Here is a 19,864-nt window from a genome sequence, read left to right on the forward strand (position 1 = left end):
ACTATAAGGATCAATATGAAATCAACAGTATTAGTAGCAATGAGTGCCGTAATTGGTATCGCCTTTGGCGGCTCAGCATTAGCGCAGAATCCTGCATTTACCAACATCAAAATTGAAAATGCGTATACGCGCGCAACTGCCCCTGGTCAGCAAGTGGCAGGCGGTTTTTTAAAGATTGACAACAAGGGGAATGCAGATCAACTCATCGGCGCTAGCTCTCCCGCCGCAGGCGAAGTGCAATTACATGAAATGGCCATGGACGGTAATGTCATGAAGATGCGTCAAGTGAAAGATATAGCTGTACCAGCAGATGGTAGTGTTGAATTAAAGCCGGGCGGCTATCACCTGATGTTCATGAATTTAAAAGGTCCTTTTGTAGCCGGCCAAACCGTACCAGTAAAACTCAAGTTTGCTAAAGCAGGCGAGATGGAATTGAAGCTTCCAGTAAATGCAGTCGGAGCGAAGTAAAGGGTAATAAAAAAGCCCCTAGTATTACCTAGGGGCTTTTGTTTTGTTAATGCGCCAATTAGGTCAAATCTAAATTCAAATCGGTTACAGCACCTTTGCTCGCACTACTAGCAAGGCTTGCATACTTCGCAAGTAAGCCGCGGGTATAGCGTGGCTTAGGTTGTTTCCAAGCTGCGCGTCGCTTAGCAATTTCTTCTTCGCTGACGTTGAGCTGAATAAGAAGTTGGTGAGCATCTATCGTGACTGAGTCACCTTCGTTGATGAGGGCAATTGTGCCCCCTACAAAGGCCTCAGGAGCAACGTGACCAACTACCATGCCCCAAGTACCACCAGAGAAGCGACCATCGGTGATGAGGCCAACTGACTCGCCTAAACCTTGACCAACTAGGGCAGAGGTAGGGGCAAGCATTTCACGCATACCAGGACCGCCTTTAGGGCCTTCGTAACGAATCACCACGATGTCGCCATCTTTGATCTTCTGAGCCATGATGGCAGCCATCGCATCATCTTCAGAATCAAAGACTCGAGCTGGGCCAGTAATCGATGGATTCTTGAGGCCAGTAATTTTGGCAACGCACCCTTCTGGAGAAATATTGCCCTTCAGAATCGCTAAGTGACCTTGCTTGTAGAGTGGGTTGTCTAGCGTGCGAATGACTTTTTGATCAGCGCGCGGCACTGATGGAACATCTTTTAATACTTCAGCAATAGTTTTTCCGGTAATGGTGATGCAATCGCCATGAAGCAGGCCACCGTCAAGCAAAATCTTCATGACTTGTGGAATACCGCCAGCTTGGTGTAAGTCAGTTGCTAAATAAGTGCCAGAGGGTTTCATATCAACGATGACTGGGACTTGCTTACGAATCCGTTCAAAGTCATCAATTGTCCAATCAATTTCAGCGGCACTAGTAATCGCCAAGAAATGCAACACTGCATTGGTTGAACCGCCAACTGCCATGATGACGCTAACCGCATTCTCAACGGATTTCTTGGTAATGATGTCGCGTGGGCGCAGGTTGTTTTTAACGGCTTCAACGAGGACGCGCGCTGATTCGGCAGCGCTCGCTACTTTTTCAGCGTCAACGTTTGCCATCGTAGAAGAGTAGGGCAAGCTCATACCCAAAGCCTCAAATGAAGAGCTCATGGTATTGGCCGTGTACATTCCACCGCAAGAGCCGCTACCTGGGCAGGCGTGTTGCTCAACACCTTTTAAATCTTCTTCACTCAATCGACCGGAGGTAAATTCACCAACTGCTTCAAATGCAGAAACAATATTCAATTCCTTGCCTTTAAAGTGGCCTGGCTTAATCGTGCCACCATATACATAGATGCCAGGTACATTCGTGCGAGCTAAAGCCATCATGCCACCAGGCATATTTTTATCGCAGCCACCAATGACTACTACGCCATCTTGCCAAAGACCGTTTACACAAACTTCAATACTGTCAGCAATCACTTCTCGTGAGACGAGGGAATACTTCATACCCTCAGTACCCATACCAATACCATCAGAAACGGTTGGCGTACCAAATACTTGTGCTTTTGCGCCAGCTGCTTCTAGAGCTTCAACTGCGGCATCAGCTAATTTTTGTAAGCCACTATTGCAAGGGGTAATAGTGGAGTGGCCGTTTGCAACGCCAACCATTGGTTTTACGAAATCCTTTTCTTCGTAACCCATCGCGTAGTACATCGAACGATTGGGTGCGCGAGCGACCCCCTCGGTAACCATGCGAGAGCGTTCATTGAGGCGTTTCATGCTTATTTATCTCCAGAAAAGATTTGTTTTAAAAGACACTATTGTGCCGTGAGATGCAATTCAAGGCGCAGTAACTTCAATAGCAGTGATAACGGTCATTAATGGTGCACCGCAATAAATAACGATAGCACACAGAATGAATGTCCTATTTTATTAGCTTATAAGCTAATAGCCAGGATATGCAGGCTGCTATACATTAAATACATCTTCATTTTTTGCCTTTGAGTTCAATGACTAAAGTCGGCCATATCTACTTAATTGATGATGACGAATCGATGCGCATTTCCCTTTCGAGGATGTTGCGTGAGTTGGGTTATCTCGTTGATGACTATGCTTCAGCCCAGGCTTTTTTAGAAAAGTCAGTGCCCGTGGCGCCAGCAGTCATTTTGTTAGATATGCAGATGCCCGATACCGATGGCCTTGATCTGCAAGAAAAGCTCCTTAAATTGGGCAGAAAAACCCCTATTATTTTTGTGAGCGGGCAAAGCCATCCCCATCAAATCGTTCGAGGGCTTAAAAAAGGAGCCTTAGACTTTTTATTTAAGCCCTTCAATCTTGAAGAATTATTGCAATCAGTGGCAGACGCGATTGATTTTGATGGTCGTCAACTCAAGCGAGTCTCTTTGGATGTCGAGACTAAAAGAGACTATGAGAACCTGACCCCGAGGGAGCGTGAAGTATGTGCTTGGCTAGTTAAAGGCTTGCTAAACAAAGATATTGCGGTCAAATTGGGTACAACCGACGCCACTATTAAGGTCCATAAGGCCAGGGTGATGGATAAGATGCATGCGGATTCTGTTCAAACGCTAGTGAAGAAATATCTCGAGTCTGATCTCGAGAGCCATCCTTTATCTAAATAATTGGCTATATGGCTAATTACTCCTGCTCCATTTTGGTATTACTATGAGCGTGTACCTACATATGAGATGGTTAATCAGTCGTGAGTAAATCCACCAAGCTTCCTGAGATTCGTAAAGAGGCCTTTACCAAGGCTAGAGAAGCGCTTGGCCTTAACACCAAAGACTTGTCTGGAATGACTTGTCTATCAGTGCGTCAAATAGAACAAATTGAAAATGGTGAGACCAGCTCTTTTTACGGCACTCAAGTAAAAGTTACTGCGGCTAAAAAAGTAGCGGGCATCTTAAAGATTTCAGAAAGTGAAGCTTTCGATTTGGGTGACATTGCTTCAGAAATTAAAAGTAATGACAAAAATGCAGTGGAAGAGATTGAGGTGAAAGAAGCGCAGACTGCATTATTTGAAAAGGTATCTCAGCCCGAGGCTCCCAAGATCTTAGAAAAAAAATCATCGAAGCCATCCCTGTATTCACCAGAGCTATCATCGTCTGGAATGGGATTTAGTAAAAAATCCTCAGGATTAGGCGCGAAGAAAAAAATATTTTTCTTAATCATTATTGCAGCTGCTGTAGCCTTCTCCGTAATCAATTTACGACCATTATTTTTCCCTGAGCCTCCCAAAGAAGAAGATATCGTTATTATTGAAGAGGCGCCGCAAGCCCCAGTAACCGAGCAGAAGTCAGAAGCTCTGGCGCCTGCAGCAGTAGCGCCAGAACCAGTTGCATCTGCGCCTGCTGTGGCTGCAGCTAGCGAGTGTCCACCGCTAGACTCTAGTCCACTGAACTACAGGCCCGATGTGCCTAAGAAGCCGGGGAATATGGTTTATCTTCAGTCCAAGACAGCTCAGACAGTCTGCGTAATCGATGCTGGTGGAAAAACACAAAATAAGAGCTTGGAGCCAGGGGTTGGAATCAGCGTCTTTGGAAAACCCCCATTTAAAGTCCTTACAGCTGGATTAAATAAAGTGGACATGTATTACCAAGGCGCCAAGGTGCGCATTGGTAATACTAGTGATAAGACAATTATTTTGGAGCCAGCTGAAATCATTATTCAGCCTGACGCTCCAGTAGAGACTCAGATACGTCAGTAACTCAGTCTAGGTGTGTAAAGCGGCTATTAATTAAACAGCAGCTTCGTTGGTTTCGCCAGTGCGAATGCGAATGACTTGTTCTACCGGGGTAACGAAAATTTTGCCATCACCAATTTTTCCAGTACGTGCTGCTTTAGTAATTGCCTCGAGCGCTGCTTCAACGCGATCACTAGGAACAACAGCTTCTACTTTTACCTTGGGCAAAAAGTCCACCACATACTCGGCACCACGATAAAGTTCAGTATGACCTTTTTGACGGCCAAAACCTTTTACTTCGGTAACGGTCAGGCCAGTAACGCCAACCTCTGCCAATGCTTCTCGTACTTCGTCGAGCTTGAACGGCTTAATGATTGATGTAATTAATTTCATTTATTCCCCCTATTGCGGTAATCATACCTAGAACTGGAGCAAACCACCAAATTCAAGTCTTTTTGCTGTCCTAAGCTCTAAATTGAGAGGTGATGGGGTAGCGCCAGTCTCGGCCAAAGGCGCGAGTCGTCACGCGTACTCCTGGAGGCGCTTGGCGACGCTTGTACTCATTAAGTTTGATCAGGCGAGTCACCTTCTCAACACTCTCGGCATCAAATCCAGCGGCAATCATTTCCTCGATAGATTGATTTTGTTCCATATAGCGTTCAACAATGCCATCTAATACCTCATAGGACGGCAAGCTATCTTGATCGGTTTGATCGGGGCGCAATTCAGCGGAAGGGGCACGCGTCAAAATACGTTCAGGAATTACTGGTTTAATACTATTGCGATAGGCGCAAAGACGATACACCAGTGTTTTAGCAATATCTTTAATGACCGCAAATCCGCCAGCCATATCGCCATATAAAGTGCAGTAACCCACGGCCATTTCACTCTTGTTTCCGGTGGTTAAAACCAATCGACCAGTTTTATTGGATAGCGCCATGAGCATCGTTCCACGCACGCGTGCTTGTATATTTTCTTCTGTGGCATCAACCTTCATGCCTTTAAATTGTTCTGCCAATGATTGTTCTAATGCGTCTACTGGACCGCTAATGGGAATCTCATCATATCGAACGCCAAGGTTGTCAGCTAATTCGCGTGCATCGATCCAAGAGATGTCAGCCGTATAGCGTGATGCCATCATCACGGCGCGAACCTTGTCGGCGCCTAGGGCATCTACTGCAACGGCAAGCACCAATGCTGAATCCACCCCGCCAGAGAGGCCAATAATGACCCCTGGAAAGCGATTTTTGGTGACGTAATCCCTTACACCTAGCACTAGAGCTTGATAAGCCTGTGCCTCAACGCTTTGGGGTAGAGCAATTACCCCTTTTTTTAGCTGTCCAGCACTGCTGACTTCTACATACCCTAGAGCGGTTTCAAATTGGGGTAGAGCCATGACAACTTCGCCTGTGGCATTGAGTGCAAATGAGCCACCATCAAAGACCAATTCATCTTGACCACCCACTGAATTGACATATACCAAAGGCATGTGAGTTTTATGAATATGGCTTCGCAATACGTCAATACGCAGCGCTTCTTTTTTCAGGTGGTAGGGTGAGGCATTTGGTACTAAGAGTATTTGCGCACCAGCGGCGTGTGATTGTTTTGCTGGCCCTGGGTGCCACGCATCTTCACATAAGATTAATCCGTAGTGAATGCCCGCGCATTCAAATACACACGCTCGATTTCCTGGGACAAAGTAACGCACCTCATCAAATACTTCGTGATTAGGTAATTCTTGTTTGGCGTAACCGGCAATGACTTTGCCGTTACGTAAAACCGATGCATAGTTTTGCAGTCCTGCATCTGTTTGTTTTGGGTGACCCACGATGACGGTGAGATCTGGATAAGCAGTGAGTTCCTGCATGAGCAAATCAAGCTCACGCTCAGACGCCTGAATGAAAGCAGGGCGCAAGAGTAAGTCTTCTGGAGGGTAGCCAGTGAGCGATAGCTCTGGCGTTACTACGAGTTTGGCGCCTTGTTTAAAGGCATCCTGAGAGGCTTTCAGAATGAGCTGCGCGTTCCCACCCAAATCACCTAATAAGGGATTTATTTGGGCTAGGGCAATTTTTTGCGCGCTCACTCCGATTTATAGGCCGTTAGTTATTGCTGAATAAGAATTAAGCGTTTTCTTTGTTGTAGCGCTCAATGCCTTCCAAAATTTCTTTATGGGCATCAGCAACACCACCCCAACCTTTAACTTTTACCCACTTACCTTTTTCGAGGTCTTTGTAGTGCTCGAAGAAGTGTTGGATTTGGTTTAAGCGTAATGGATTGATGTCTTCTGGTTTTTGCCAGTGAGTGTAGATTGGCAAAATCTTATCTTCTGGTACAGCTAACAACTTAGCGTCTTGACCAGCTTCATCTTCCATTTGCAAGATACCGATTGCACGGCAACTAACAACAACGCCAGGAATGAGTGGGAATGGAGTAATGACGAGAACGTCAACGGGATCGCCATCACCAGCGATAGTTTTATTGATGTAGCCATAGTTACATGGGTAATGCATTGCAGTGCCCATAAAACGGTCAACGAAAATAGCGCCACTCTCTTTATCAACTTCATACTTAATTGGATCCGCATTCATTGGGATTTCAATAATGACGTTGAAGCTTTCAGGGATCTTTTTACCTGGCTTTACCTTGTCGAGACTCATACATACTCCGAATAGTGATTAGTAAATACCCTGATCTTAGCAAAGAGGGGCACGGGCGATTCTGTTACATACTGGTACTGCTTAAAGACACTAGTTTAAAGCTTTCGGAAACCTGGTAGACATAGGCGCAAGTTATACAAAACAATAAAGATCAACTTTAGGGAGTTCAAGCATGAGTAATGTCACTTTAGGCTTGTATTTTGCCTTGGCTTGCGGTGTCCTGGCCGTAGTTTACGGTTTTGTGATGCGCAGCTGGATTCTGAAGCAGAGTACTGGTAACGCCAAGATGCAAGAAATTGCGGAGGCAATTCAGCTGGGAGCCTCAGCGTATTTATCGCGTCAATATAAAACGATTGCCGTAGTAGGGATTGTCCTGACTATTTTAATGGCGCTCTTTTTGGATCTTGCCACTGCAATTGGATTTGTAGTTGGTGCAGTTCTATCTGGTGCCTGTGGATTTATCGGTATGAATGTTTCTGTGCGGGCAAACGTACGGACTGCCGAAGCTGCCACTAAAGGGATGAACGAAGCACTGAATGTTGCCTTTAAAGGTGGCGCTATTACCGGCATGCTCGTAGTGGGTTTAGGCTTACTTGGAGTAGGCCTCTTCTTTATGTTCCTGGTATCTATCGGTGCAGGACAAGATTTGGCTTCCGTACTGCATCCCCTAATTGGTCTTGCGTTTGGCTCTTCCCTAATTTCGATCTTTGCTCGTTTGGGTGGCGGCATCTTTACCAAGGGTGCTGACGTTGGTGCTGACTTAGTGGGTAAGGTTGAAGCAGGTATTCCAGAAGATGATCCACGTAATCCAGCGGTGATTGCCGATAACGTCGGTGATAACGTTGGCGATTGCGCAGGTATGGCAGCTGACTTGTTTGAAACTTATGCTGTTACGTTGATTGCAACGATGGTGCTAGGCTCACTCATGGTGAGTGGTGCGCCAGTAGCTGCCATTATTTATCCGCTGGTTTTAGGTGGCGTTTCTATCATTGCCTCCATCATTGGCTGTTCCTTTGTGAAGGCAACACCTGGCATGAAAAATGTAATGCCTGCTTTGTATAAAGGTTTGATCATCGCTGGCACTTTGTCACTGATTGCATTCTATTTTGTGACCAATTTCATCATGCCGGATGATGCCCTCGGAATTCCGGGAAGTCAGTGGCGCTTATTTGGATCTACTGTTGTTGGCCTCTTGCTCACTGCTGGTTTGGTGTGGATTACTGAGTACTACACAGGCACTCAGTTCAAGCCAGTGCAGCATATTGCTGAGGCATCTACCAAAGGTCATGGTACCAATATTATTGCGGGCCTAGGTATCTCGATGAAGTCCACTGCTTATCCAGTGCTCTTCGTATGTGCTGCAATTTATGCTGCATATTGGCTCGCTGGTTTGTACGGTATTGCGATTGCCGCTACTGCAATGTTATCGATGGCCGGTATTGTGGTTGCACTAGATGCCTATGGACCGATTACCGATAACGCTGGCGGTATTGCAGAAATGGCAGGCTTGCCACAAGCAGTGCGCGACATTACTGATCCATTAGATGCGGTGGGTAACACCACTAAGGCAGTGACAAAGGGATATGCGATTGGATCTGCGGGCCTAGCATCACTCGTGCTGTTTGCTGATTACACCCATGCCCTAGAAAGCATTGGTCAGCAAGTCTCCTTTGACTTATCTAACCATATGGTCATCATTGGCCTATTTATTGGCGGCATGATTCCTTACTTGTTTGGTGCCATGGCAATGGAAGCAGTTGGTCGTTGTGCTGGTGCGGTAGTGGAAGAAGTACGTCGTCAGTTCCGCGATATTCCAGGAATCATGGAGGGCACCGCAAAGCCTGAATACGGTAAGGCAGTAGACATGCTGACTTCAGCAGCAATTAAAGAGATGATTGTTCCTTCACTCTTGCCAGTGATTGCGCCGATTGTGGTCGGTCTCTTGCTTGGACCTGCAGCATTAGGTGGCTTACTCATGGGTACGATCGTCACTGGTTTATTTGTTGCGATTTCCATGTGTACCGGTGGTGGCGCTTGGGATAATGCGAAGAAATACATTGAAGAAGGTCACTTTGGTGGCAAAGGTTCTGAAGCCCATAAAGCTGCAGTGACTGGTGATACCGTAGGTGACCCTTACAAAGATACTGCTGGTCCTGCAGTAAACCCACTCATCAAAATCATCAACATCGTGGCATTGCTCATCGTGCCTCTCTTGCCAGTGATCTCACGCTAAGCAGCACAAGAAAAAATATGCAGTAGTCATAAGACGGCAGTAAAGAAAAACGCCTAGCAATGCTAGGCGTTTTGCATTGTTATCGCCATTTCGATAATCTGGTCATTGGTTTAATTATTATTTAACTTATGGAAAAATTTAAGTTAATTTGAGTACGCGTAAACGTAACAAACTCTGAAACTTTTCCAAGCGACTTTATCGACATAGAGGCATTAAATCTGGTATCAAAGATGCAAATCTTGGCGCATGAACTGGAAGATGATCTGGGGTGTGAATGCTAAATAAAAGTGCGGTAAAGCCCAATAGGGGCTCAGTCTCCCATGTAAAGGGATTGAAATAAGATTAAGTGCGCTATACAATTGCTATATACGTATGGAGGGTTAAATAATGGCTATCTCAACAGTGTTCACCAATAACCGAACTCAGGCAGTGAGATTGCCTGCAGAAATGCGATTGCCTGAGAATGTACGCAAGGTTAACGTACGATCAAAAGGCCGTGAGCGCATCATTGCCCCTATAGAAAATATGTGGGACAACTTCTTCTTGGGTGAAGCGGGTGTAAGTGACGACTTTATGAATGAAAGAGGCTCTCAGGAGCAAGGTGATAGAGAGTCCCTTTAATGCTGAAGTACTTATTGGACACAAATATTGTTATTTATGTCATAAAGCGAAAACCGCTAGAGGTGCTTAAAGTTTTCAACAAAAATGCTAATCGTATGGCTATATCAGCAATTACATTGGCAGAGCTAATTTATGGCGCCGAAAAAAGTAAGCAAGTAGAAAAAAATCTTAATGTTATTGAAGACTTCATCAGCCATTTAGAGGTTTTACCGTATGACATTACCGCAACTCAGCATTACGGGCAAATTAAGGCTTTTTTAGAGCACTCAGGCAAGCCTATTGGAGTGAATGATATTCATATTGCAGCTCACGCCAGAAGTCATGGCTTAACTTTGGTGACTAACAATATGTCTGAGTTTAAGAGGGTCCCAAACCTTGCCCTTGAAAACTGGGTTTAAGCGTAACCGCTAAAACAAAAACGCCTAGCATTGCTAGGCGTTTTTTATTGCAAGTAACCTAGAGAAATTAAGACAAAGTCTCTAAATAACGCTGTGCATCTAGTGCAGCCATACAGCCTGTGCCTGCGCTAGTGATGGCTTGACGATATATGTGGTCTTGCACGTCACCCGCAGCAAATACACCTGGAATGTTAGTGGCTGTGGCATTGCCTTCAAGGCCAGAGTGGGTCTTAAGGTAACCATTGTGCATATCGAGCTGACCAACAAAGAGTTCTGTATTAGGTTTGTGACCAATCGCAATAAAGGCGCCAGTAACAGCGATATCTTCAGTGCTACCATCCTCTTTCTTGATGCGTACACCAGTAACTCCTTTTTCATCACCAAGAACTTCATCGAGGGTGGCGTTGAGTTTGAGCTCAACTTTGCCTTCAGCAACTTTAGCCATGAGACGATCATTCAGGATTGGCTCAGCACGGAATTTGTCGCGACGATGAATTACGGTAACTTTTTTGGCGATGCCTGTAAGGTAGAGCGCTTCTTCAACAGCAGTATTACCACCGCCAACTACACAGACATCTTGATTGCGGTAAAAGAAGCCATCACAAGTAGCGCAACCAGAAACACCGCGCCCCATAAATTCTTCCTCGCTAGGAAGTCCAATGTATTGAGCAGATGCACCAGTACAAATAATCAACGCATCGCAGGTATATGTTCCAGAGTCGCCAACCAGACGAATTGGCTTTTCTTTAAGAGCAGCCGTATGAATATGATCAAAAATGATTTCGGTATTAAAGCGTTCGGCATGCTTTAAAAAGCGATCCATCAATTCTGGCCCTTGAACGCCATCAGCATCGGCAGGCCAGTTTTCCACGTCGGTGGTAGTCATCAATTGACCACCTTGAGCCAAGCCTGTAATGAGGGTAGGCTTCAAATTAGCCCTGGCAGCATAGACTGCAGCCGTGTAACCTGCAGGGCCTGAGCCAAGGATAAGAACTTTAGAGTGTTTTGGGGTATTTGTAGTCATAAGCAAATTATAGGATTGCTTGTTTACAATCGGTAGAACATGGCGAGAACCGTATATCCGAAGTCCAAGACTCCAATGAGTCCCCAGCCCCCTGAATTAGATGGACAGGGGCGGATGCCCCGCCTGCTCCTAGAGGCGCGCTGGTTTATCTCCCTAGGCCTTTGCCTGGGTTTATTTGCTGTTTTATTAACCTATTCCAAGGCAGATCCTGCCTGGTCCCATGCCAGTTTTGAGGCCCCCAAGAATCTAGGTGGGCGTTTTGGCGCCTATTTGGCCGATTTAATGCTCTATATCTTTGGTATTTCAGCATTTTGGTGGGTGGTCCTATTTGGCCGTCGCGTCTTAAATGGTTGGCGTGAGCTCTGGAGTATCCCTTTGCCGGCGGATCCTGAGGCTAAGCCAGACTCTTTATTAATGCGTTGGCTGGGATTTGGACTGACTTTAGTCTGCAGCATGGGGCTTGAGTCGATTCGGATGCATTCGCTGTCCTGGGAGCTTCCACGGCCTCCCGGCGGCATCTTGGGTGAGTTGATTGGTGATCCCCTGCAAATGTCTCTTGGTTTTACCGGCTCAACTCTAGTTCTTCTATTTGGTTTGTGCGCAGGCCTATCTTTGTTTCTGCATTTTTCTTGGCTTGATGTTGCTGAGAAAGTAGGGCGTTTCTTAGAAGTGGCGTTTAAGCGCATTCGCGAGCGTCGTGACAGCGAAGAAGATCGCAAGCTGGGTGAAGCAGCCGCTGAAGAGCGTGAAGAGTTTGTAGAAGAAATTCGGGGGCGTGTAGAGGTTGCAGCGCCAGTACAAATTGTGCGCGCACCAGCAGAAATTGTGAAGAGCGTTCGTGTTGAGCGTGAGAAACAACAACCCCTGTTCGTTGATATTCCTGATTCAGAATTACCGCCACTAGCCTTGCTAGATCCAGTGCCCGAAGCAAAAGAAACTATCTCTGCTGATGTGTTGGAATTTACATCACGCTTAATTGAGCGCAAGTTAGCTGAGTTCAATGTACAAGTAACTGTGATCGCAGCTTATCCAGGCCCAGTAGTAACGCGTTATGAAATCGATCCAGCGATTGGCGTGAAGGGCAGTCAGATTGTTAATCTCTCACGTGACTTAGCTCGCTCACTTGGCGTTGTCAGCATGCGCGTAGTAGAAACCATTCCGGGTAAAACCTGTATGGCATTGGAATTACCAAACCCAACACGCCAGTCGGTTTACCTCTCTGAGATTTTGACCTCTCAGGTTTACAACGACAATCATTCCTTGTTGACTCTGGCTTTAGGTAAGGACATCTCTGGTAGTCCTATGGTGGCTGACTTAGCCAAGATGCCTCACTGTTTAGTAGCGGGTACTACTGGCGCTGGTAAATCGGTTGGTATTAATGCCATGATCCTCTCACTACTCTTTAAGGCTAAGCCTGATGAGGTGCGCTTGATCATGATTGATCCGAAGATGCTAGAGATGGCTATCTACGACAAGATCCCGCATTTGTTATGCCCAGTTGTTACCGACATGAAGCAGGCATACAACGCGCTCAATTGGGCCGTGAATGAGATGGAGCGTCGCTACAAGCTGATGAGTAAGTTCGGCGTTCGTAACTTAGCAGGCTTTAATAAGAAGATTCTGGAAGCAGAAGAAAAAGGTGAGAAGCTCACCAATCCATTTAGCTTAACTCCGGATGATCCTGAGCCAATTTATAAAGCGCCTGTCATCGTCATCGTGATTGATGAGTTGGCTGACTTGATGATGGTCTCTGGTAAGAAGATTGAAGAGCTCATTGCACGTATTGCGCAAAAAGCCCGTGCTGCCGGTATCCATTTGGTATTGGCAACTCAACGTCCGAGTGTGGACGTCATTACAGGTTTGATCAAGGCCAATGTGCCTACCCGCATTTCTTTCCAGGTCAGCAGCAAGATCGACAGTCGTACGATTTTGGATCAGCAGGGCGCTGAAGCGCTTTTGGGTATGGGTGACATGCTTTACATGGCGCCAGGTACAGGATTACCGGTACGCGTGCATGGTGCCTTCGTATCAGATGATGAAGTGCATCGTGTAGTGGAATGGCTTAAAGAGAAGGGCGAAGCCAATTACATTGACGGCGTCTTAGAAGGCGCTGATGAATCCAATGTTGATGCGCTCACTGGTGAGGGTGGCGGTGAAGCAGACCCACTTTATGATCAAGCGGTTGCGATTGTTCTAGAAAACAAACGCCCATCGATTTCTTTAGTGCAACGTCATTTGCGCATCGGTTACAACCGTGCCGCTCGTCTATTGGAAGATATGGAAAAAGCCGGTTTAGTTTCAAAAATGGGTAATGGCGGAAATCGCGAGATTCTCCATCGCCCCTCTGAGTAAGGCAATACTTTGCAACGACTTTTCTCCGCGCTTGCCATTGGCATCGCTAGCATCCTGATTTCAAATGTAGCTATAGCCGAAGGTGAATCTGGCTCTGAGCAATTGCGTCAATTTGTACGCAACTCAAAAACAGCTGAAGGTGATTTTGTTCAACAACAATTACGTGCGCCTAAAGCAAATGAGCCACAAGACAAGGGTTTAAAAGTAGTGCGTCAAACCCAGGGGCAATTTGTCTTTCAAAGGCCTGGCCGCTTTGTTTGGGATACACAAAAGCCATACGAACAAAAGTTGATTACCAATGGCACTCAACTCATTTTGTGGGACAAGGATTTAAATCAAGCCACGTTTCGTCCTGCAGGACAAGCTTTGGCTTCAACACCTGCCGCTATATTGTTTGGCGAATCTTCCTTGGATCAACATTTTGAGTTAATCGATGGTGAAGAGCGACTGGGGATGAAATGGGTTGCATTGGTTCCCAAAAAAGATCCGAACGCTAAGAACCAAAATGATTTGCCTTATACCAAGATCTCGATTGGCATGACTAACGGTCTACCGAAGGCTCTAGAGCTGATTGATGGACTGGGAAGCGTAGTCTTGGTAACCTTAGACAACATAAAGCTAAATGTGAATTTGCCGGCAAATCGCTTCAATTTCATCCCCCCTAAAGGCGCAGAAGTTGTCCGCTTAAACTAGCGCTTACAGAGTATTTACATCAACACCTAGACCGATAGAGCATTACATGATTGATCCACAATTACTTCGCAAAGATATCGCTGCAGTGCAGGCGCGCTTAGCCACCCGTAAATTTCAGCTGGATGTTGAGAAATTCAACACTCTAGAGTCTGAGCGCAAATCTTTACAAACCCGCACTGAAGAGTTACAAGCCAAACGCAATCAATTGGCTAAAGCAATTGGTATGAAAAAAGGTAAGGGTGAAGATGCGGCTGCTGAAATGGCTGAAGCTAGTCAAATCAACGTGGATATGGAATCAGGCGCTGCAAGATTAAGCGTGCTTCAAGCAGAGATTGCTGATTTCTTGATGGGCATTCCCAATCTTCCCGATGAATCTGTTCCAGCCGGTAAAGATGAAACTGAGAACAAGGAAGTCAAAGTGTGGGGTGAGCAACCCATGTTTGATTTCGAGATTAAAGATCACGTAGATCTCGGTGGTCCATTGGGTCTCGATTTTGAAGTGGCTGCAAAGATTAGTGGCTCACGCTTTGTCGTGCTCAAGGGACCTATCGCTCGATTGCATCGCGCATTAGCGCAATTCATGATCGATACGCATGCAACTCACCATGGCTATCAAGAAGTCTATGCGCCTTATATGGTCAATGCTGCTTCTATGCGTGGAACTGGTCAATTGCCAAAGTTCGAAGAAGACCTCTTTAAAGTCCCGCGTCAAATGGGTGGTGAAGATGAGGGCGGCGAAGCCAAAACTGAAAACTTCTACCTTATTCCAACTGCAGAAGTGCCTGTCACAAACTTAGTCAGAGATGAAATCGTGAATGCCGATACTCTTCCGCTGAAGTTTGTTGCTCATACCCCATGCTTCCGCTCTGAAGCTGGCAGCTATGGTCGTGATGTACGCGGCATGATTCGTCAACATCAATTCGACAAAGTCGAGTTAGTGCAAATCACTAAACCAGAACACTCGATGCAAGCTCTCGAAGAATTGACGGGCCATGCAGAGCGTATATTGGAATTACTCGAGCTACCTTACAGAAAAGTATTGCTCTGTACTGGAGACATGGGTTTTGGTAGCACCAAGACCTATGACTTAGAGGTATGGGTGCCCTCTCAAAATGCGTATCGTGAGATTAGCTCTTGCTCAAGCATGGGTGATTTCCAGGCACGCCGTATGCAAGCTAGATTTAAAGCGGGCCAAGGTAAGCCGGAATTGCTTCATACCTTAAATGGTTCTGGCTTAGCTGTGGGTAGGGCGCTTGTTGCTCTGATTGAGAACAAACAACTAGTAGACGGCAGTATTGCTATTCCGAAAGCGCTACAGCCTTACTTGGGTGGCTTAGAGACGTTAAAGCCGAATTAAATTAGAACGGCTTTAATTTTTACTCTAGCAACGTTTTTTGCTAAAACTTTATCAAGAGTTGCCAAAGATTTAGATTTGAATTGCTTTGCGGCGGCAAGATGAAGTGCGTCACCAGCTTTGAGGTTTGACTTGCTATCAACAACTAAAATTCCAGCAGAGTAATACGTTTTGTTCTCGATGGGCATTAGCTCAATATCGTTCTGGCAGAGATTGTCAAATTTTTTCCAAGCTTCACGACTCTGTTTTTCGGTTAATTGATTGGTTCTGACCTTCAGGCTAAGTGCGCTAGAGAATTCTGTAAATGCCCAACTAGAAGAAATCATTTTTACGGAACTGTTTTCATGCCATTTATCAACAGCGTCACTCTTTTCTTCTGCTGTACATAAGGCCACTAAAATACTGGTATCAATATAAATCATTAGTAGCGTGCCTCTGAGCGAACTTCATCCATCACTGATTTACCCATCTTCAACGTAGCTCTAAATGCTCTAAGATCTGCTGCAATTGCTTTGCGATCTAATTTTTGCGGTCTAATAATTAGTGAGCCATCCTTCGATAGGGTTGCTTCAACCTTATCCCCATCCTTTAGTTGGATTTCTTTGATGAATGCAGCGGGAATGCGAAGCGCTAGGCTATTGCCCCATTTTGAAATTTGAATATTCATGCTCTAACCTCTTTAAAATAGATATACATATATGTATATCTATTTTAAAGAGACGTATCTCTTATTACCAGCCATTTTTAAGTCAATATCAGCTGTATGGCTTTATATATCGCTAGCTATAATGAATTCTCGGTTCGGAGAGGTGGCAGAGTGGTCGAATGTACCTGACTCGAAATCAGGCGTAGGGTCAAACCTACCGAGGGTTCGAATCCCTCCCTCTCCGCCAACTAGACTCTATATTTGTACCGATAAAGAGATTATTGAATGAGCCCCGCATGACGTGGGGCTTTTTATTTATACGTAGTTTGTATTGCGTGAGTATTTAATAAAATAAGGGAGCGTTACTGTTGCAATCGAGCCACCAAGTACTTCATGATGTTTTTGGCTTTGATCAATTTCGCGGTGCTCAAGAGTCTATTGTTGAGCATGTAGTTGCGGGCGGCGATGCTTTGGTCCTCATGCCGACTGGTGCCGGTAAGTCCCTGTGCTATCAAATTCCTTCGCTTATTCGGCGCGGAGTGGGGGTGGTGGTTTCACCCTTAATTGCACTGATGCAGGACCAAGTCGATGCGTTAACCCAGTTGGACGTGAAAGCTTCATTTCTGAACTCTAGTCTGGATGCAGCTACAGCTCAAAAAGTGACCAGTCAGTTGCTGGCTGGAGATCTTGACTTAATTTATGTGGCACCTGAACGTCTTATGAATCCAGGCTTTCTATCAATACTCGATAGACTCAACGAGGGTCCTGGAATAGCATTATTCGCGATTGATGAGGCGCACTGTGTTTCTCAATGGGGACATGATTTCCGGCCTGAGTATCGTCAGTTAACGGTGTTACATGAGCGCTTTCCTGCCGTCCCTCGTATTGCTTTAACTGCCACCGCCGATGCACCCACAAGGGCAGAAATTGTTGAACGACTCTCCTTGGAATCTGCACATCAATTTGTATCAAGTTTTGATCGTCCAAACATTCGCTATCGGGTCTTGCAAAAGCAGAACGCCAAGCAGCAACTTGAACATTTTTTAGATGCAGAACATCCCAATGATTCTGGAATCATTTACTGCTTATCGCGCCGTAGCGTTGAAGATACTGCGCAATGGTTGCAAGATAGGGGCTGGGATGCCATGCCGTATCACGCAGGATTAAGCCAGGAAGTGCGTAGCGCTAATCAAAAGCGCTTTTTACGAGAAGAAGGCGTCATTATGGTTGCCACGGTGGCCTTTGGCATGGGCATTGATAAACCTAACGTCCGATTTGTCGCGCATCTCGATCTCCCTAAAAGTATGGAGGGCTATTACCAAGAAACTGGCCGGGCTGGCCGTGATGGTTTGCCAGCCAATGCTTGGATGGTTTATGGATTGGGTGATGTAGTCAGTTTGCGTCAAATGGTCGATTCGGGAGAGGCTTCGGAAGATCGTAAACGGGTAGAGCGCCAAAAGCTCAATGCTTTATTAGGATTTTGTGAGTCTACTGACTGTCGTCATCAAGGTATCTTGCGCTATTTTGGCGAGGCGCACCCAGGTAATTGCGGCAACTGCGATAACTGTTTGGAGCCGGTGGAAACCTGGAATGCCACACACGAAGTCCAAAAGGCTTTGTCGTGTGTTTATCGCACGGGACAGCGTTTTGGTGTGACCCATTTGATAGATGTGCTCCTTGGAAAAGTGACTCCGAGAGTGAAGCAATATTTTCATGATCAGGTAAGTACCTTTGGGATTGGTTCAGAGCTTAATCAGTCCCAATGGAATAGCGTCTTTCGTCAATTAGTGGCTGGTGGATATTTGGAGGCGGACATCGCTCTCTATGGCGGCCTTAAATTAGTTGATGCCATTGCGCTTCCAGTACTTCGTGGTGAGCAAGAGGTGTGCTTGCGCAAAGAGGCTGCTTATTCCAAAAGCAAGGTTGCTAAATCAGGGGCTAGCAAGCGCTCTACGCACCCATTTACCAATATTGCAGATGAAAACCTTTGGGAAGCCCTTAAAGCCAAACGTACCGAGCTAGCACGCCAACAGGGTGTACCCCCTTATCTGATTTTTCATGACAGTACTTTGCAAGAAATGGTCAAAAGTTCGCCAATCACCTTAGATCAATTTAGTCGAATTGGTGGGGTAGGGCAGGCAAAACTAGAGCGGTATGGGACACACTTTATTAAGGTTGTAGAGGCGACCCTTAAGAGTGACGGCTAAATCCCTCTCTTAGCTAGGTTGGTCAGTAATATAAGGGTTTAAAAATGCTGTGAAATAAAACCCAAATAACACCTCATATTCTTGCTTAATTTCTATTAAATTATGTATATTATAAGTGCCTTACATAGTCAGACTTTCTATCTATTTCCGTCAATTAGAAAATCTATAAATTAAAAATCAACATTAATAAATTATGAAAACTATTGTTCAGGGTTTCCTGGTTTCAAGTGCGCTATTTAGTGGGGCATATTCCTTTGCGCAGCCCGCTTCACAAGCGACTGCTACGTTGTATGAAAATGTTCGTGTTTTTGACGGCACTTCAGAAAAGCTAACGCCCCCTACTAATGTTTTGGTTGTAAATAATCTCATCAAAACTATTTCAGCTAAGCCAATTCAAGTACCAACTGGCACAACAGCTACAGTCATTTCTGGTGGCGGCCGTACATTGATGCCGGGTTTAAGTGATGCTCATACCCATATTTGGCTGACTGCTACGATGGATGAAATTCTTAAAGGCGACGTAAAACAACTGAATGCCATTGCTTATCAAACTGCCAAAGAAATGTTGTTAAATGGTTGGACTACTGTACGGGATATGGCAGGTCCAGTATTTCAATTGAAGAGCGACATCGATGCAGGGAAAGTTTTGGGTCCACGGATTTATCCAAGCGGCACCATGATTAGCCAAACATCGGGGCACGGTGATTTTAGTTTTCCTGAAGAGCTCCCGCGTAGCTTTGGTGGCGGTTTATCGATTGGCGAGAAGCTGCGAATTTCATCTGTTGTAGATGGACGCGCTCAAGTACTGACCGCCGTTAGATTTAATTTACGCAATGGTGCGTCCCAAATTAAATTAGCCACTAGCGGCGGCGTCTCTTCAGCTGATGACACGCCAACTGTACAAGAATTTACTTCGGACGAAATTAAGGCAGCAGTAGAGGCAGCGTCTGATTTTGGAACTTATGTCTCCGTTCATGCATACAACACAGCTTCAATTCGCCGTTCGGTTGATGCTGGCGTTAAGGTGATTGAGCATGGTCAGTTACTTGATGAGCCAACCGTGAAGTATCTTAAGAACAAAGACGTATGGTTGAGTACCCAAAACTTTGAAGAGTTTCATCCTCCATACACTCCATTTCAGATCTACAAAGAACACCAGGTTGTAATGGGTGAAAACAACGTATTCAAATGGGCGTTGCAAAACAATGTTAAGTTAGCTTGGGGTACAGATTTCTTCTTTCAGCCTGATGGAGTAGTTCAGAACATCCAGTTAGCCAAAATGACTAAATGGATGACTCCAGCCCAAGCCCTCAAAATGGTAACTCATGACAATGCGCAATTGTTTGCCTTATCTGGGCCTCGCAATCCCTATACAGCAGGTAAATTGGGCGTAGTCAAAGAGGGGGCTTATGCTGATTTACTCTTGGTTGATGGCGATCCAACTCAAAACCTGGATATCGTTGCAGATCCTGCTAAAAACTTCCGCGTCATTATGAAAGACGGAAAGATTTACAAAAATACTTTGTAATTTTAAGTG

Annotated in this window: 18 protein-coding genes and 1 tRNA gene; 12 read left to right on the forward strand and 7 right to left on the reverse strand. The window is 45.5% G+C overall.

What is annotated here, in order from left to right:
• Nucleotides 1-15: 15 nt before the first annotated feature.
• A complete protein-coding gene (locus PNUC_RS03545) occupies nt 16-468 on the forward strand; it encodes a copper chaperone PCu(A)C (RefSeq protein WP_011902522.1) in 453 nt (150 codons plus the stop codon).
• A 58-nt stretch (nt 469-526) separates the two neighbouring features.
• Here the strand turns inward: PNUC_RS03545 and ilvD are convergent, their stop codons facing one another.
• Nucleotides 527-2,221 carry a dihydroxy-acid dehydratase gene (gene ilvD, locus PNUC_RS03550; RefSeq protein ID WP_011902523.1) on the reverse strand — a complete coding sequence of 565 codons (1,695 nt, stop codon included), beginning with the start codon at nt 2,219-2,221 and terminating at the stop codon, nt 527-529.
• Between the two features lie 230 nt (nt 2,222-2,451).
• On the opposite strand from ilvD, the gene PNUC_RS03555 reads away from it, so the two are divergent.
• Nucleotides 2,452-3,081 (forward strand): response regulator transcription factor, encoded by a 630-nt coding sequence (locus tag PNUC_RS03555; protein ID WP_064721953.1) that lies wholly within the window; start codon nt 2,452-2,454, stop codon nt 3,079-3,081.
• Between the two features lie 80 nt (nt 3,082-3,161).
• On the forward strand, nt 3,162-4,166 hold the full coding sequence (locus tag PNUC_RS03560; RefSeq protein ID WP_011902525.1) for a helix-turn-helix domain-containing protein: 1,005 nt from the start codon (nt 3,162-3,164) through the stop codon (nt 4,164-4,166).
• A gap of 30 nt (nt 4,167-4,196) precedes the next feature.
• On the opposite strand, the gene PNUC_RS03565 is transcribed toward PNUC_RS03560, so the two are convergent.
• From PNUC_RS03565 to ppa, 3 genes are all read right to left on the reverse strand, one after another.
• On the reverse strand, nt 4,197-4,535 hold the full coding sequence (locus PNUC_RS03565; protein ID WP_011902526.1) for a P-II family nitrogen regulator: 339 nt from the start codon (nt 4,533-4,535) through the stop codon (nt 4,197-4,199).
• A gap of 70 nt (nt 4,536-4,605) precedes the next feature.
• Nucleotides 4,606-6,225 (reverse strand): NAD+ synthase, encoded by a 1,620-nt coding sequence (locus PNUC_RS03570; RefSeq protein ID WP_011902527.1) that lies wholly within the window; start codon nt 6,223-6,225, stop codon nt 4,606-4,608.
• 37 nt (nt 6,226-6,262) lie between these two features.
• Entirely contained in the window at nt 6,263-6,799 is a 537-nt protein-coding gene (gene ppa, locus PNUC_RS03575) for an inorganic diphosphatase (RefSeq protein ID WP_011902528.1), read from the reverse strand.
• Nucleotides 6,800-6,971: 172 nt separating this feature from the next.
• Here ppa and PNUC_RS03580 point away from each other — a divergent pair, with 172 nt between their 5' ends.
• The 3 genes from PNUC_RS03580 to vapC all read left to right on the forward strand — a co-directional run bounded on the left by PNUC_RS03580 (nt 6,972) and on the right by vapC (nt 10,051).
• Nucleotides 6,972-9,032: a sodium-translocating pyrophosphatase gene (locus PNUC_RS03580; protein ID WP_011902529.1), complete on the forward strand. Its 2,061-nt coding sequence runs from the start codon at nt 6,972-6,974 to the stop codon at nt 9,030-9,032.
• A gap of 387 nt (nt 9,033-9,419) precedes the next feature.
• Nucleotides 9,420-9,653 (forward strand): type II toxin-antitoxin system VapB family antitoxin, encoded by a 234-nt coding sequence (gene vapB / locus PNUC_RS03585; protein WP_011902530.1) that lies wholly within the window; start codon nt 9,420-9,422, stop codon nt 9,651-9,653.
• Nucleotides 9,653-10,051 carry a type II toxin-antitoxin system tRNA(fMet)-specific endonuclease VapC gene (vapC, locus tag PNUC_RS03590; RefSeq protein WP_011902531.1) on the forward strand — a complete coding sequence of 133 codons (399 nt, stop codon included), beginning with the start codon at nt 9,653-9,655 and terminating at the stop codon, nt 10,049-10,051. The genes vapB and vapC overlap by 1 nt, the downstream gene beginning before the upstream one ends.
• A gap of 67 nt (nt 10,052-10,118) precedes the next feature.
• Here the strand turns inward: vapC and trxB are convergent, their stop codons facing one another.
• Nucleotides 10,119-11,075 carry a thioredoxin-disulfide reductase gene (trxB, locus tag PNUC_RS03595; RefSeq protein WP_011902532.1) on the reverse strand — a complete coding sequence of 319 codons (957 nt, stop codon included), beginning with the start codon at nt 11,073-11,075 and terminating at the stop codon, nt 10,119-10,121.
• A gap of 75 nt (nt 11,076-11,150) precedes the next feature.
• On the opposite strand from trxB, the gene PNUC_RS03600 reads away from it, so the two are divergent.
• Genes PNUC_RS03600 through serS form a run of 3 tightly spaced genes read left to right on the forward strand, consistent with a single transcriptional unit; the run spans nt 11,151 to nt 15,477 of the window.
• Nucleotides 11,151-13,427, forward strand: a complete 2,277-nt coding sequence (locus PNUC_RS03600) for a DNA translocase FtsK (protein ID WP_397428494.1) — start codon at nt 11,151-11,153, stop codon at nt 13,425-13,427.
• Between the two features lie 9 nt (nt 13,428-13,436).
• Nucleotides 13,437-14,120 carry an outer membrane lipoprotein carrier protein LolA gene (locus PNUC_RS03605; protein WP_011902534.1) on the forward strand — a complete coding sequence of 228 codons (684 nt, stop codon included), beginning with the start codon at nt 13,437-13,439 and terminating at the stop codon, nt 14,118-14,120.
• Between the two features lie 46 nt (nt 14,121-14,166).
• Entirely contained in the window at nt 14,167-15,477 is a 1,311-nt protein-coding gene (gene serS, locus PNUC_RS03610) for a serine--tRNA ligase (RefSeq protein ID WP_011902535.1), read from the forward strand.
• On the opposite strand, the gene PNUC_RS03615 is transcribed toward serS, so the two are convergent.
• Both PNUC_RS03615 and PNUC_RS03620 read right to left on the reverse strand, forming a co-directional pair.
• On the reverse strand, nt 15,474-15,896 hold the full coding sequence (locus PNUC_RS03615) for a type II toxin-antitoxin system VapC family toxin (RefSeq protein ID WP_011902536.1): 423 nt from the start codon (nt 15,894-15,896) through the stop codon (nt 15,474-15,476). The two genes, serS and PNUC_RS03615, sit on opposite strands and share 4 nt — an antisense overlap.
• On the reverse strand, nt 15,896-16,141 hold the full coding sequence (locus tag PNUC_RS03620; RefSeq protein WP_011902537.1) for an AbrB/MazE/SpoVT family DNA-binding domain-containing protein: 246 nt from the start codon (nt 16,139-16,141) through the stop codon (nt 15,896-15,898). Before PNUC_RS03620 ends, PNUC_RS03615 begins: the two co-directional genes overlap by 1 nt.
• A 136-nt stretch (nt 16,142-16,277) precedes the next feature.
• On the opposite strand from PNUC_RS03620, the gene PNUC_RS03625 reads away from it, so the two are divergent.
• From PNUC_RS03625 to PNUC_RS03635, 3 genes are all read left to right on the forward strand, one after another.
• Nucleotides 16,278-16,367 (forward strand) — tRNA-Ser (locus PNUC_RS03625).
• A 121-nt stretch (nt 16,368-16,488) separates the two neighbouring features.
• Complete coding sequence (gene recQ / locus PNUC_RS03630) at nt 16,489-18,327, forward strand: DNA helicase RecQ (RefSeq protein ID WP_011902538.1); 1,839 nt, start codon at nt 16,489-16,491, stop codon at nt 18,325-18,327.
• A gap of 193 nt (nt 18,328-18,520) precedes the next feature.
• Nucleotides 18,521-19,855 carry a metal-dependent hydrolase family protein gene (locus PNUC_RS03635; protein WP_011902539.1) on the forward strand — a complete coding sequence of 445 codons (1,335 nt, stop codon included), beginning with the start codon at nt 18,521-18,523 and terminating at the stop codon, nt 19,853-19,855.
• Nucleotides 19,856-19,864: the final 9 nt, after the last annotated feature.

The organism is Polynucleobacter asymbioticus QLW-P1DMWA-1 (assembly GCF_000016345.1).
GTDB classification, from domain to species: Bacteria; Pseudomonadota; Gammaproteobacteria; order Burkholderiales; family Burkholderiaceae; genus Polynucleobacter; species Polynucleobacter asymbioticus.

Excerpts from the sequence above, each read along its gene's own strand:
- PNUC_RS03545 (WP_011902522.1), top strand. The coding sequence starts at position 16 with ATGAAATCAACAGTATTAGTAGCAATGAGTGCCGTAATTGGTATCGCC.
- ilvD (WP_011902523.1), bottom strand. The coding sequence starts at position 2,221 with ATGAAACGCCTCAATGAACGCTCTCGCATGGTTACCGAGGGGGTCGCT.
- PNUC_RS03555 (WP_064721953.1), top strand. The coding sequence starts at position 2,452 with ATGACTAAAGTCGGCCATATCTACTTAATTGATGATGACGAATCGATG.
- PNUC_RS03565 (WP_011902526.1), bottom strand. The coding sequence starts at position 4,535 with ATGAAATTAATTACATCAATCATTAAGCCGTTCAAGCTCGACGAAGTA.
- ppa (WP_011902528.1), bottom strand. The coding sequence starts at position 6,799 with ATGAGTCTCGACAAGGTAAAGCCAGGTAAAAAGATCCCTGAAAGCTTC.
- PNUC_RS03580 (WP_011902529.1), top strand. The coding sequence starts at position 6,972 with ATGAGTAATGTCACTTTAGGCTTGTATTTTGCCTTGGCTTGCGGTGTC.
- vapB (WP_011902530.1), top strand. The coding sequence starts at position 9,420 with ATGGCTATCTCAACAGTGTTCACCAATAACCGAACTCAGGCAGTGAGA.
- vapC (WP_011902531.1), top strand. The coding sequence starts at position 9,653 with ATGCTGAAGTACTTATTGGACACAAATATTGTTATTTATGTCATAAAG.
- trxB (WP_011902532.1), bottom strand. The coding sequence starts at position 11,075 with ATGACTACAAATACCCCAAAACACTCTAAAGTTCTTATCCTTGGCTCA.
- PNUC_RS03600 (WP_397428494.1), top strand. The coding sequence starts at position 11,151 with ATGAGTCCCCAGCCCCCTGAATTAGATGGACAGGGGCGGATGCCCCGC.
- serS (WP_011902535.1), top strand. The coding sequence starts at position 14,167 with ATGATTGATCCACAATTACTTCGCAAAGATATCGCTGCAGTGCAGGCG.
- PNUC_RS03615 (WP_011902536.1), bottom strand. The coding sequence starts at position 15,896 with ATGATTTATATTGATACCAGTATTTTAGTGGCCTTATGTACAGCAGAA.
- PNUC_RS03620 (WP_011902537.1), bottom strand. The coding sequence starts at position 16,141 with ATGAATATTCAAATTTCAAAATGGGGCAATAGCCTAGCGCTTCGCATT.
- PNUC_RS03635 (WP_011902539.1), top strand. The coding sequence starts at position 18,521 with ATGAAAACTATTGTTCAGGGTTTCCTGGTTTCAAGTGCGCTATTTAGT.